This is a genomic window from Streptomyces sp. NPDC001851 (assembly GCF_040297165.1).
In the GTDB taxonomy this organism is placed as follows: domain Bacteria; phylum Actinomycetota; class Actinomycetes; order Streptomycetales; family Streptomycetaceae; genus Streptomyces.
In genome coordinates this window covers 16,545-28,831 of sequence record NZ_JBEOYR010000022.1, presented here as the reverse complement: position 1 = coordinate 28,831, position 12,287 = coordinate 16,545, and the positions used below count along the sequence as shown (strand labels likewise).

Sequence of the window (12,287 nt, the reverse complement as noted above, 5' to 3'; positions counted from 1 at the left end):
GGCCTGCTCACCCTCCACGCCCGCGTCGTGAACGACTGGATCCCGCGCGGGCATCCGGCCGTCGCGACACCGCGGCTCCCGGCACCGGGTCGACGCCGCCCGGAGCGCGGCACGACCGGATACGAGGTGGCGGGCATGAACGCCGACAGCGACGCGGCCGACATACTCCACGGCAGACGCCCGAAGCGCATCCCGGCTAGCGGCGCCCCTCCGGCCGTTGGTCCCCTGCCCGGCCCCGGGGCACGTTCTCGTCGTGCAGGAGTCCTTCGAGTGCGGCGAGGACATGGCCGCAGATCTCGTCCGGTTCCGCGCTCGCCAGTGGTTCCTGGCCGACCACGACCCGCATCAGCCCGATGCCGAGCAGCCAGGCCATGGCGAGTTGCGCGCGCAGCTCGCTGTCGTCGGCGCGGGAGAGGCCGGCGAGGGCGGCGGCGTACTCCTCCCCCAGGGCGCGTACGGTGTCCGGGGCAGCGTCGGCGCTGCCGATGGAGCGCAGGTAGACGGCCAGCAGCCGGTCCGCATCGGGTTTGCCGCCTTCGGCCAGGACACCGCGCAGCGCGGTCTCGAACAGCCGGTCCGCGGGCGTGCTGATCAGCTGCTCCTTGCCCCCCTCGGCCATGACCTCGGTGAGCAGGGCTCGTTTTGAGCCGAAGTAGCGGAATATGAGTGCCTGGTTCACCCCGGCGCGTCCGGCGATGTCACGGACGGTCGCTGCCTCGTATCCCCGCTCGGCGAAGACCGCGCCGGCCGCGTGCAGGATGCGCGTGCGGGTCCCACGGGCGTCACGCGGGCGGTGCGGGGCGTCCTCGCTCACGGGACCGCCGCCGGACCCGTCCTGCTGCCGCGTGTGCTCGCTGCTGTCCACCCTCTGCTCCTTCTGCCGTCCGCCGTGAGCCCGCCGGGCACCTGCCGAGGAGCCGTCAGAGTAACGGCCGGTTAGCGTGGTTGACCGCTCGGTGAGTGCCTCCTAGCGTTGTAAGCACGTGCTTACACAAGGGAGACAGCAGTGACGGAGACGGAGCACGCGCCCCTCGCCTATCCGTTCAACTCCAGCCGGGACCTGGCCCTGTCCGACGCGTACGAACGAGCCCGTGACACGCCGGGGCTGTTACGCGTCCAGCTGCCGTACGGGGAGCCGGCGTGGCTCGCCACCCGCTACGCGGACGCCCGGCTGGTCCTGGGCGACCAGCGCTTCAGCCGGGCCCTGAGCCTCGAACACGACGAGCCGCGGGCCTCCGAGGGCAGGCGGGACAGCGGGATCCTCAGCATGGATCCGCCCGACCACACCCGGCTGCGCTCGCTGGTGGCCAAAGCCTTCACCGTGCGCCAGGTCGAGAAACTCCGGCCGCAGATCAGGGAGCTGACGTCCACGCTGCTGGACCGGATGGAAGCGGCGGGGCCGCCGGCCGACCTGGTCGACCGCTACGCCCTGCCCATTCCGGTCGCCGTGATCTGCCGGCTCCTCGGGGTACCGGAGGAGGACCGCCCGCGGTTCCGCGCGTGGAGCGACGCGGCGCTGTCCACCAGCTCGCTCACCGCCGAGGAGTTCGACCGCAACCGTGACGAGTTGCGGGCGTACATGGCCCAGCTGATCGCCGCCCATCGTGAGCAGCCCCGGGACGACCTGATGACGGCACTGATCGAGGCGCGCGATCACGGCGACCGGCTGTCCGAGCTGGAGCTCGTCGACCTGTGCGTCGGCATCCTCGTCGCCGGCCACGAGACCACCGCCACCCAGATCCCGAACTTCGTACTCACCCTTCTCGACCATCCGGAGGCGCTGTCCCGCCTGCGTGCCGAGCCCTCGCTCATCACCAGCGCCATCGAGGAGCTGCTGCGCTTCGTGCCGCTGGGCAGCGGCGCCGGTCAGCCCCGCTACGCCAGGGAGGACGTCGAGGTCGGCGGAACCCTGGTGCGGGCCGGGGAACCGGTGCTGGTCGCCATCGGCGCGGCCAACCGGGACGCGCTGCGCTTCACCGCGGCCGGCACGCTCGACATCTCCCGGAGCGGCAACGCGCACCTGGGCTTCGGCCACGGCGTCCACCACTGCCTCGGGGCTCCCCTGGCCCGCCTCGAACTGCAGGAGGCCATCGGCGCGCTGGTGGCCCGCTTCCCCCGGCTGCACGTGGCCGGGGACATCACCTGGAAGACCGAGATGCTGGTACGCGGGCCCCGCGTCATGCCGGTGGGCTGGTGAGGCGGCCATGAGCTGGCAGCTGCACATCGCCTCCGACCGCTGTATCGGCTCCGGGATGTGTGCCGGGGCCGCACCGGACCTGTTCGCCCTCGACGGCGAGCGTGCCCGGCCCGTGCGCGAGCGGATCGCGGGGGACGACGACCGCGCTCTGGAGGCCGCCGACATCTGCCCGATGCTGGCCATCACCGTCCGCGACGCCGACGGGAGGACGATCGCCCCTCGCGAGTGAACCTCCGCGCCGAGTCCCGTCTCGGTACCGTCCCACCTGCAAGCGCGGCACCCCCTCCCGGGCAGTGAGCCGTTCTGCCGACATACGGGCCGAAGGGGTCCTGGGAGCCGGAATGTCTCACGCGTGCGCGGCAAGGCGTGCGTGGAATGCTGGGGAGACGGCCCGGCCGGGACGACCGGGGAGGCGGAGGACACGATGGACTGGGCGCGGTTCGCACAGCAGATGGCGTCGATGGCGCGGGATCTTCTGGCGCAGGAGTCGCTCGGCGCCACCCTGGAACGGATCACCGGCTCGGCCACCGAGCTGGTCGAGGGCTGCGACGCGGCGGGCATCATGGTGCTGCACGGCGCGAAGGTGCAGACGCTCGCGCCCACCCGGCAGCTCGTCGTCGACAGTGACCGGCTGCAGGAGCGGCTGGCCGAGGGGCCGTGCTTCGACGCGGCGCGCAGCGGGGAGCGGGAGCCGGTCTTCCGTATCGCCGACCTCACCCGGGAGCAGCCCCGCTGGCCCGCCTTCGCCCCCATGGCCCACCAACTCGGGGTGGGCAGCATGATGGGGTTCCTGCTGTACACCGAGGACGAGGAACTGGGCTCGCTGAACCTCTACTCGCGCAGGCCCGGCGCCTTCACGGAGGCCAGTGAACTGGCCGGCTGGCTGCTGGCCTCGCATGCGGCGGTCGCGTTCTCCAGCGCCCGCACGCACGCCCAGATGGAGCATGCCGTCGCCACCCGCCACACGATCGGCGAGGCGATGGGCATTCTCATGGGGAGCCACCACCTCACCGAAGAGCAGGCGTTCGACGTGCTGCGCCGTTACTCCCAGGAGAACAACATCAAGCTCCGGGAGGTCGCCCGCCGGGTGTGCGAGCGGGGCAGTCTGTCGTGACCGCGGGCAGAGCCGGCCACGACACCGGCTCTGCCGGCCGGGTCAGCAGCGGGGTGACCGCGGTGTGTGCGGCGGCGCGGGCACGATGCGGGAGGTCACGCCGGGGCTCCGGCGCCCGGACGGCTCGCGGGTGACGTCCCGGGCGGGAAGCCTGCCGTTGCCCAGGCAGGCGTTGACGGTGCGGTCGGCGCAGGCGCGTGGGGCTGCCGAGTAGACGCCGTCGGCCAGGGGGGGCGGGGAGTCCCACTGGTTCCGGACCGTGAGCACACCGACGTGGTTGTCCCGCATGGCGTCACGCCGGTACTGCTCGGGATCGCGTGGCCAGCCCGCGGTGTCGCCGCAGACCGCGGTCCAGAAGGCCACGGAGGTCTTGCCGGCCGGCGGCTGTGCGGCAGAGCGTCTTCTTCATCTTGGCCGGGATGTTGCCGAGTCCGTGGGTGTGGTCGCGCTGGGCGGTCCACGTCGTCCAGCGGGTGAACGCCGTGGGAAGACGGCCGGCTTGGTCGTCCTGCCGTCGGGGCGGCTGTAGTCCAGCGGTACCTGGAGCGGGCCCACGGACCCTTCTCCGGGCCGGACTTGCTACGACTCGCGGCGTACCCGTCCGCGCTTTTCTTGGTTGGCACAGCCTGCCGGATCGAGTAACGTCCTCCGACGTGAACACCGGACCGGCGATACGCCACACACGGACGGGTCTTCCGGTGGAAGACTGATCGCACGGCGGGTGCGCGGAACGCACCCCCTCGGTTCGGCACGTGGACCTCCTCGCGCTCGTGCACCGCGAGTCCGTAGCCCGTGTCGAACAACAGCGAGGTCAGCCGCATGACAGTCACGTTCAACCACACCATCATCGCCTCCAAGGACCGCCGTGAGTCGGCCCGGTTCTTCCGGGAGCTCCTGGAACTTCCGGAAGCGCCGTCCTGGGGCCCGTTCACCAACATCCAGCTCACCGACGGCGTGCTGCTCCAGTTCGCCGAGCCGCCGGTGGAGATCCAGATGCAGCACTACGCGTTCCTGGTCGACGACGAGCTGTTCGACCGGGCGTACCGGCGGCTGCGCGAGCGCGGCGTCGAGCACTGGGCCGATCCCCGGATGCAGCGCCCGGGCGAGATCAACAACGAGCACGGGGGCCGAGGGGTGTACTTCAAGGACCCGGCCGGGCATGCGATCGAGCTGATCACCCGCCCGTATCTGTAGCCGGCGCCGCCGGTTCCCGTGGCGCTTCCCGGACATCGGCTCCCTGCCGGGTCCGGGAAGCGTGATGCACCCTCCTGCCGCCGGGATCTAGACTCACTTGGTAGCCGCAAGCAACGGATAGTGAGTGATGAGCGACACGGGTCGCCTCCCGGCCGGGCAGTGCACGGGTGGCGGGGCCAGGCAAGGAGATCTGCACGCATGACCACGCCCGCGTCCCCGCCCCGCGGGGAAGCCGCCGCGATATCCCCGCCGGCCCCGCCGGCCGGCCGACTGACGCACCGCCAGATCATGACGATCCTCAGCGGCCTGATGCTGGGGATGTTCCTCGCGGCGCTCGACCAGACCATCGTCAGCACCTCGATCCGCACGATCGCCGACGATCTGCACGGACTCAGCTCGCAGGCGTGGGTCACCACCGCGTATCTGATCACGTCCACCATCAGCACACCGCTGTACGGGAAGCTGTCCGACCTCTACGGGCGCAAGCCCTTCTTCCTGGCAGCCATCAGTATCTTCATCGTCGGATCGGCGGCCTGCTCGTTCGCCACCTCGATGACCGAGCTGGCCGCGTTCCGGGCCTTCCAGGGCATCGGCGCGGGCGGTCTGATGTCACTCGCGCTGGCGATCATCGGTGACATCGTGCCGCCCCGCGAACGGGCCCGGTACCAGGGCTACATGCTCGCGATGTTCGGCTCCTCCAGCGTGCTCGGCCCGCTGATCGGCGGTTTCCTGGCGGGCCGCAGCAGCATCCTGGCCATCGCCGGCTGGCGCTGGGTGTTCCTGGTCAATGTGCCGGTCGGCATCATCGCCCTGTTCGTCGTCGCCAAGGTGCTGAACCTCCCGCACACCCGGCGCGAGCACCGCATCGACTGGTGGGGCGCGCTCACCATCGCCGTCGGCGTGGTGCCGCTGCTGCTCGTGGCCGAGCAGGGCCAGGACTGGGGCTGGACGTCCACCAAGGCGTGTGTCTGCTACGCGGTCGGTGTGGTCGGCCTGGTGGTGTGGGTCTTCGTCGAGCGGGCCATGGGCGAGGAGGCCCTGATCCCGATGCGGCTGTTCCGCAGCCCGGTGTTCAGCAAGATGAGCCTGCTGTCCGTGCTCATCGGCATGGGCATGTTCGGCGGAATGATGATGGTCCCGCTGTACCTGCAGATCGTGAAGGGCGTCAGCCCGACCAGGTCCGGCCTGCTGATGCTGCCCTTGATGGTCGGCATGATCGCCGGGACCATCGTGGTGGGACGCATCATCCAGCAGACCGGCAAGTACAAGGTCTTCCCGATCGTCGGCACCGCGCTGATCATCGCCGCCATGCTGCTGTTCCACTACCGGGTGCAGTGGAACACCGCGCTGCCCGAGACCATGGCCTACATGGCGCTGTTCGGCATCGGCCTCAGCGGCTGCATGCAGATCCTGACGCTGGCCGTACAGAACGCCGTGGAACCCAAGGACATGGGTGTGGCGACCGCGTCGGCCACCTTCTTCCGGCAGATGGGCGGCACCGCCGGTACCGCGGTCTTCCTCTCGGTGCTGTTCAGCACCGTCGGCGACAAGATCGGCTCGGCCTTCCGGGCCGCGTCCGAGACGCCCGGCTTCCAGGCCGCGCTCCATGACCCGGCCGTACGTTCCGACCCCGCGAACGCCCCGGTGCTGGAGATGCTCAAGCACCCCGGGGCGGGCGGCGGGAGCGGCTCGGGTGTGCTGAACGACTCCTCGTTCATCCAGCGACTCGACCCGCGCCTGGCCCAGCCGTTCAAGGTCGGCTTCACCGACTCGATGCAACTGGTGTTCCTGATCGCGGCGGCCGTGACGGTGCTGGCCTTCCTGGTCGCGCTGTGGACCAAGGAGGTGCCGCTGCGCAAGGTCTCCGGCCTGGAGGCGCAGGCCGCCGAGGAGAACGGCGGCCCGGCCGCGGGGCCCGGCCGGGATGTGCGGCCCGGCCCGGCGACCGGCCCGTCGGCGGCTGACCCTGCGGCGGCCGTCGCCGGTGGCGTCCAGGCCCCCGCCGAGGCCGCCGTCACCGGTTCCGCCGCCCGGACCGAGCCCGTGGGCGGAGGCTTTGCCGAGGGGGGGCGAACCCGTGCACGGCGCCCCGTCGTACGCCGTCCGCGGCCGGGTGCTGGACGGCTCCGGCGTGCCGGTGCCGCAGGCCGTGATCACCTTGATCGACATCGAGGGGCGGCAGCTCGACCGCGCCGCCACCGGCGAGGACGGAAGCTACGCGGTGGGCGTCCCGCGCCCCGGCACCTACGTGCTGATCGGCGCCGCCGGAGCGCGGCAGCCGCAGGCCGTCACGGTCCTCGTCGGCGACGAGGACGTCCGGTGCGACCTCGCGCTGAGCGGCGGCGCCGCCCTCACCGGATCCGTCCGGGACGCCGTCGACGGACACCCGCTGCCAGGTGCCCTGCTCGTCGCCACCGACGTACGCGGTGAGGTCGTCTCCTCCGGCACCTCGGCCGCCGACGGCGCCTTCGTGCTCGCCGACCTGGCCCCCGGCAGCTACACCCTCGCGGTGAACGCGCCCGGACACCGCCCTGCCGCCCTCCCGGTCGAGGTCACCCCGCGAGCGACGGAGCCGCACGACGTCCGCCTCGACCCCGGCGCCCGGCTCAGTGGTGTGGTCAGCGCCGCTGCCGGCGGGGTGCTCGCCGACGCCAAGGTCACCCTGCTGGACGCGGCCGGGAACGTGGTCGGCACGGCGGTCACCGGCCCCGACGGCGCCTACGGGTTCACCGACCTCACTGGCGGCGAGTACACCGTCATCGCCAGCGGCTACGCACCGGTCGCCGCGTCCCTGCGCGTGGACGCGGGCGGCGTCACCGACCACGACCTGGAACTGTCCCACGAGGACTCGCCCCGGTAGCTCACAGCGGGGCGGGCGTGATGACACGGGTGGGTGAGGCCCAGGGGCCGACGCGGGGCCGACCCGCGGGACCTGGGCCTCATGTGCCGGTAACGCGACTGCTTCCGTGATCCACAGGGGCGGTTCGGCTTCGAAGGCTACGACGACCTCGTCATCCGGGAAGCCCGACAGCGAGGTCGTCCACCACGGCCTCCAGGCGGCCTCCGTACTGTTCCGCGACACGCCGCTGACGGGCGGAGCCGGGCCCGTTGAGCTGGACATCGCTCAGCCAGTCGCCGACGCACTGGTCGTCGCCGTACCGGCTGAGGTGCGGCTCGACCCGTTTCCACAGCTCCTCGACCAGCCGCCCGACGGGCGTGGTCGCGCAGTCGCGGGTGTGGGTGGCGGGCAGGGTGCCGGTCGGACCGTGCCGGGCGGCCTGCCAGCATGCCGCCCGCAGCAGCAGGTCGGGGACCTCCGGCGCGTATTCGCCGGCGCGTGCCGCCTCGACGGCGTGCCCGACGAGGCCGCGGACGAGCAGGGCGTACGCGGTGGTGATCGCGGCGTCGGGCATCACGTCCGCGATGCGTACCTCGATGGTGGGAAGATGCGCCGAGGGCCGGACATGCCAGTAGATCATGCCCGAGTCCATCGCCGCTCCGGTGGCCACCAGTTGGTCGACGACCCGTGCGTAGTGGGCCGCGCCCCGCAGATAGGGGGGCGGCCCCGCAGCGGGCCACCGGCTCCAGACCATGGAGCGCCAGCTCGCGTATCCGGTGTCCGACCCGGCGCTGTAGGGGGAGTTCACGGTGAGGGCCAGCAGCAGGGGCATCCAGCCGCGCAGGTGGTTGACCGCCTCCACGGCTTCTTCCCGGTCGGTGACGCCGACGTGCACGTGGCAGGCGTTGACGCCCTGTTCCTGGACCAGGGGCCCGAAGCGGCGGGCGAGGGCGAGGTAGCGCGGCTGGTCGAGCAGGGGTGGTGGCCCGGTGCGGCCGAGGACCGCCGTGCCGCTGGGCACCAGCAGGCAGTCGTACTCGGCGGCCGCGACGGCCGCACCCGCGCGTAATCGCAGGATCTCCGCCTCCAGTTCGGCTGCCGTACGACACACCGCGCTGACGGTCTCCAGCTGGGACTGCGAGAGTTCGGGGGTGGCGTGCGGCACGCCGAGGTGCGTGCGGGCGGCAGGCACGACGGACAGGGACCTGTACACAGCCGACCTGCTGTGCCGGTCGGCCAGGACGAACTCCTCCTCCACACCGACCGTCGGCGGTGCGGTCGCCTCCGGCGGGAACGCGGGCCCGCCGGCGGTAACCGGGGTCATGGCATCAAGTGGCTCTGGCACGTCCATCCCCTTCGGGAGACACGGGACACCGGCATCACTCGTCGCGGGCTGTGCGCCCGAGCTCGACAACGGGTGGGAACCGTCATGCTGCGCCTTCGGCCGAGGCCGCTGCAAGCGATTGCCAAGCCACCCTCAGGACACATACACCGCGCGTTCGGCGGGAGGTGCGGTACGACGGAGCAGCCGGCGAGGGGCGGAGCGGTCGCCCGTCCGTCCCCTCAGTCCGTGCCACGATCGCCGAGCAGGCCGGTGACCTGTGCGCGGACGGCCTGCCAGGCGGAGGCCGGCAGGTCGCCGAGGGCGGTCTCGCTCAGCGCCTGCACGGTGTCCGCGGCATCGGTGCCGCACGAAACGGCGCCGGTGAGCACCTCATGGCCGTCCCGGACGGCGACCCGCAGGCGGTGGCCGCCGTTGCCGGCGTGGACGGCCGAGGCGACGACTAGGGGTGGCGGTCCGCCTGTCTCGCCGGACGGCTTGTGGTACGCGGAGGCGACCGGTGCACGCCAGCGCAGGCTGACGAGGACGGGACGCTTGGCCACCAGCTCGGCCAGGTCCGTCTCCCGGACGCCGTCGGATTCCAGCACGGTCGCCCGGGCGTCCAGCACGAGCGCCGCGGGCAGCAGACAGCGCAGGGTACTGCCGACGACGTTGCCGCCGACCGTCGCCGTCCGCCGCACGGCCCCGGTGCCCACCATGGCCGCGGCCAGGCGGAGCACGTCCGGTACCCGGTCGTCGATCCGGTGCAGCACCACGGCGCCGCCCACCGTCTCCCGCCCCAGTACGTTGGCCTCCGGCAACTCCCGCAGGGACATGGCCAGTCCGGGGAACCCGTCCCGCTGCCAGGTGGCCCAGACGAGGGTCGCCCCGCCGACCGGAACGGCCCCCTCGGCCAGGCACTCCTGGGCTTCGGACACGGATGTGGGCAGCCTCAACAGCACAGCAGCCGACCTGCCTTCCGGAGAACTCGGACCCCGATCGGTGGGTGGTGTTCTGGCCAACCGCCCACCGCCAAGGAAGTCTTCTCGCCCGGCCGGGGGCGCGTACAGGGCTCACACGAGCACGCCGTGCGCCGCACGGACCGCACCGCCCGGTGGCCGGGGTCTCCAGGCCCCCGCCGAACCGGACGTCGGGGGCGAACGGACCGTCCCGGGTCAGCGGATGCGGCGGAGGGCGTCGGGGGTGAGGTCGGCCAGGGTGGGATAGCCGTCGACGGCCATGAGGAGGTCGGCCTCCGCGAGCAGGCGGCGCAGGACGTGGACGATGCCGTCGGTGCCGTCGGTGCCAGGCCGTAGGCGTAGGGGCGGCCGATGCCGACGGCGGTCGCGCCCAGGGCCAGGGCCTTGACGATGTCGGCGCCGGAGCGGATGCCGGAGTCGAACAGGACCGGCAGGTCGCCGGCGGCCTCGACGACGCCGGGCAGGCAGTGCAGCGCTGGAGTCCGCCGTTGGCCTGACCTCCGCCGTGGTTGGAGCAGTAGATGCCGTCCGCGCCGGCGTCCCCGGCGCGGCGGGCGTCGTCGGGGTGGCAGATGCCCTTCAGAATCAGCGGCAGGTCGGTCATCGACCGCAGCCAGGGCAGATCGGCCCAGGTGAGCGGGTTGCCGAAGGGCTCCTCGTCTACGACGCCGCATCGGAGGCCGCTCGCCGACCCTGCGGGCAGCGCAAGGCAGGCCGTGCCCGGCCCTCCGCCGGCCCAGTGGGCGTTTCCCGGCGCGGCGGTCGGGAAAACCGCAGATCCATGGGTGACTCAGCGGACAAGCCGGCACATGGGCCGCACGACGTCCCGCCGTGGGTGCTGCGGGCCTACGCCGTCCTCGCCGACGGGGAACGCGGTGCCGTGGTGGATCCGGAGGGCCGGATCGTGTGGCTGTGCGCTCCCCGCTGGCACAGTGACGCGGTGTTCTCCGCCCTGATCGGCGGCGGGGGGTACTTCGGCGTCGAACCGGCGGACCGCTGGCACGTGTCGGGTGGCTACTACGAGGACGGCACGCTGATCCGGGTCAGCCGGTGGGTGACCGCCGACGCGGTGATCGAGTGCCGCGACGCGCTCGCGATGCCGGCCTGCGTGGACCGTCCTGTGCTGTTGCGCCGGATGCGCGTCGAAGAGGGTGAGGCGCGCCTGCGGATGACCCTCGATCCGCGTCCGGGTTTCGGCGCGGGCGGGATGCGCGGCCTTCGCCTGGACGGCGACGTGTGGACCGGGTACGCCGACGGTCTGCGGCTGCGGCTCCGCGGGGCGCGGGGGGCCGCGTGCGAGGCCGGGTCCGTCCTGCGGGGTGACTTCCGTCTACGCAAGGGCGAGCAGCACGACCTGGTCCTGGAGCTGTCGGAGAAGGAGAGCACCGCCCGGCTGGACGCGGACCGGCTGTGGGCGCGGACGGAGGAGGCGTGGCGGCGGGCCGTGCCCGACTGCTCCGGCCTGGCCGCACCGCGTGACGCCCGGCACGCCTACGCCGTCCTGCGCGGCCTGACGAGTTCGTCCGGCGGTATGGTCGCGGCCGTCACCACCTCGTTGCCGGAGCGCGCGAACACCGGCCGCAGCTACGACTACCGGTACGCCTGGCTGCGCGACCAGAGCTACGCCGGTCTCGCGGTCGCCGCACACGGGCCGCACGACCTGCTCGACACCGCGGTGCGCTTCACCGCCGAGCGCATGCTCGCCGACGGTGACGGGCTGCACCCGGCGTACACCGTCGACGGCGGGCCCGTACCGGAGGAGAGAGGGCTTCCGCTTCCCGGCTATCCGGGAGGCCAGGACCGGATCGGGAACCGTGCGGCCGATCAGTTCCAGCTGGACGCGTTCGGAGAGGCGCTCCAGCTGTTCGCCGCCGCCGCTCACCACGACCGGCTCACCCCCGAGGCCGAGCAGGCGGTCACGGTCGCCGTCCGGGCGGTGGAACGCAACTGGCGGCGGCCCGACGCAGGGCTGTGGGAACTGGACGAACGGTGGTGGACCCAGTCCCGGCTGAGTGTGGTCTGCGGTCTGCGGCGCGTGGCCGCGGTGCTGCCGGGGCGGACGGGACAGCGGTGCGCCGACCTCGCCGAGGCGGTCTTCGCCGAGACCCGGCGCCGCTGCCTGCGCGCAGACGGCCGGTGGCGGCGGGCCGCCGACGACGACGGACCGGAAGCCGCCCTGCTGACGCCGCTGGCCCGCGGCTTCCCGCCGGCCGACGACCCGAGCAACGCGATCACCCGCCGCTTCATCGAGGAGCAGCTGGCCGATGACGGGTACCTCTACCGCTTCGTCCACCAGGGAATCCCGCTGGGCGAGGCCGAAGGGGCGTTCCTGCTGTGCGGGTTCACCATGGCGCTGGCCACCGACCACCTCGGTGACCGCGCCGGCGCGCTGCGCTGGTTCGAACGGACCCGGGCGGCCTGCGGGCCGTCGGGACTGTTCGCGGAGGAGTACGACGTGCGTCAGCGCCAGCTGCGCGGCAACCTGCCCCAGGCCTTCGTCCACGCCCTCCTGCTGGAGTGCGCGGTCCGCCTCAACGACGCCGCGACGCTTCCGCTCTGAGACAGGGGCCCGGGGATGCCTGCCGTGTCGCTGATCGGGCTCCCTCGCGGGCAACGCGCGGAGACACACCCCGGTCCGTGTG

At 72.5% G+C, this 12,287-nt stretch carries 10 protein-coding genes and 2 pseudogenes; 7 read left to right on the top strand and 5 right to left on the bottom strand.

What is annotated here, in order from left to right:
• Positions 1–196: 196 nt before the first annotated feature.
• Positions 197–865 (bottom strand): TetR/AcrR family transcriptional regulator, encoded by a 669-nt coding sequence (locus ABT171_RS28885; protein WP_503077107.1) that lies wholly within the window; start codon positions 863–865, stop codon positions 197–199.
• 141 nt (positions 866–1,006) lie between these two features.
• Between ABT171_RS28885 and ABT171_RS28880 the strand changes: the two genes are divergently transcribed.
• The 3 genes from ABT171_RS28880 to ABT171_RS28870 all read left to right on the top strand — a co-directional run bounded on the left by ABT171_RS28880 (position 1,007) and on the right by ABT171_RS28870 (position 3,311).
• Complete coding sequence (locus ABT171_RS28880) at positions 1,007–2,197, top strand: cytochrome P450 (RefSeq protein WP_351248808.1); 1,191 nt, start codon at positions 1,007–1,009, stop codon at positions 2,195–2,197.
• Between the two features lie 7 nt (positions 2,198–2,204).
• Positions 2,205–2,426, top strand: coding sequence for a ferredoxin (locus tag ABT171_RS28875; protein WP_351248806.1), 222 nt, complete (start codon positions 2,205–2,207; stop codon positions 2,424–2,426).
• A 195-nt stretch (positions 2,427–2,621) separates the two neighbouring features.
• Positions 2,622–3,311, top strand: coding sequence for a GAF and ANTAR domain-containing protein (locus ABT171_RS28870; protein WP_351249020.1), 690 nt, complete (start codon positions 2,622–2,624; stop codon positions 3,309–3,311).
• A gap of 42 nt (positions 3,312–3,353) precedes the next feature.
• On the opposite strand, the gene ABT171_RS28865 is transcribed toward ABT171_RS28870, so the two are convergent.
• Entirely contained in the window at positions 3,354–3,674 is a 321-nt protein-coding gene (locus tag ABT171_RS28865; protein WP_351248804.1) for a hypothetical protein, read from the bottom strand.
• A gap of 456 nt (positions 3,675–4,130) precedes the next feature.
• Here ABT171_RS28865 and ABT171_RS28860 point away from each other — a divergent pair, with 456 nt between their 5' ends.
• The 3 genes and pseudogenes from ABT171_RS28860 (at position 4,131) to ABT171_RS28850 (ending at position 7,365) form a co-directional block, all read left to right on the top strand.
• The gene (locus tag ABT171_RS28860) at positions 4,131–4,505 is read left to right on the top strand and encodes a VOC family protein (RefSeq protein ID WP_351248802.1); all 375 of its coding nucleotides are present in this window, start codon (positions 4,131–4,133) and stop codon (positions 4,503–4,505) included.
• A 198-nt stretch (positions 4,506–4,703) separates the two neighbouring features.
• Positions 4,704–6,032 (top strand): annotated as a pseudogene (locus tag ABT171_RS28855) (MDR family MFS transporter); the annotation flags it as partial.
• Positions 6,033–6,429: 397 nt separating this feature from the next.
• Complete coding sequence (locus ABT171_RS28850; RefSeq protein ID WP_351248800.1) at positions 6,430–7,365, top strand: MSCRAMM family protein; 936 nt, start codon at positions 6,430–6,432, stop codon at positions 7,363–7,365.
• A 151-nt stretch (positions 7,366–7,516) separates the two neighbouring features.
• On the opposite strand, the gene ABT171_RS28845 is transcribed toward ABT171_RS28850, so the two are convergent.
• From ABT171_RS28845 to ABT171_RS28835, 3 genes and pseudogenes are all read right to left on the bottom strand, one after another.
• On the bottom strand, positions 7,517–8,668 hold the full coding sequence (locus ABT171_RS28845) for a carboxylate-amine ligase (RefSeq protein ID WP_351248798.1): 1,152 nt from the start codon (positions 8,666–8,668) through the stop codon (positions 7,517–7,519).
• Positions 8,669–8,907: 239 nt separating this feature from the next.
• Positions 8,908–9,627 (bottom strand): FAD binding domain-containing protein, encoded by a 720-nt coding sequence (locus ABT171_RS28840; RefSeq protein WP_351248796.1) that lies wholly within the window; start codon positions 9,625–9,627, stop codon positions 8,908–8,910.
• A 213-nt stretch (positions 9,628–9,840) separates the two neighbouring features.
• Positions 9,841–10,294: pseudogene (locus ABT171_RS28835) on the bottom strand (alpha-hydroxy-acid oxidizing protein); the annotation flags it as partial.
• A 132-nt stretch (positions 10,295–10,426) separates the two neighbouring features.
• Here ABT171_RS28835 and ABT171_RS28830 point away from each other — a divergent pair.
• Positions 10,427–12,205: a glycoside hydrolase family 15 protein gene (locus ABT171_RS28830; RefSeq protein WP_351248794.1), complete on the top strand. Its 1,779-nt coding sequence runs from the start codon at positions 10,427–10,429 to the stop codon at positions 12,203–12,205.
• Positions 12,206–12,287 lie beyond the last annotated feature (82 nt).

Coding starts and splice junctions, on each gene's coding strand:
- ABT171_RS28860 (WP_351248802.1), top strand. CDS start 4,131: ATGACAGTCACGTTCAACCACACCATCATCGCCTCCAAGGACCGCCGT.
- ABT171_RS28870 (WP_351249020.1), top strand. CDS start 2,622: ATGGACTGGGCGCGGTTCGCACAGCAGATGGCGTCGATGGCGCGGGAT.
- ABT171_RS28830 (WP_351248794.1), top strand. CDS start 10,427: ATGGGTGACTCAGCGGACAAGCCGGCACATGGGCCGCACGACGTCCCG.
- ABT171_RS28875 (WP_351248806.1), top strand. CDS start 2,205: ATGAGCTGGCAGCTGCACATCGCCTCCGACCGCTGTATCGGCTCCGGG.
- ABT171_RS28850 (WP_351248800.1), top strand. CDS start 6,430: ATGTGCGGCCCGGCCCGGCGACCGGCCCGTCGGCGGCTGACCCTGCGG.
- ABT171_RS28845 (WP_351248798.1), bottom strand. CDS start 8,668: ATGACCCCGGTTACCGCCGGCGGGCCCGCGTTCCCGCCGGAGGCGACC.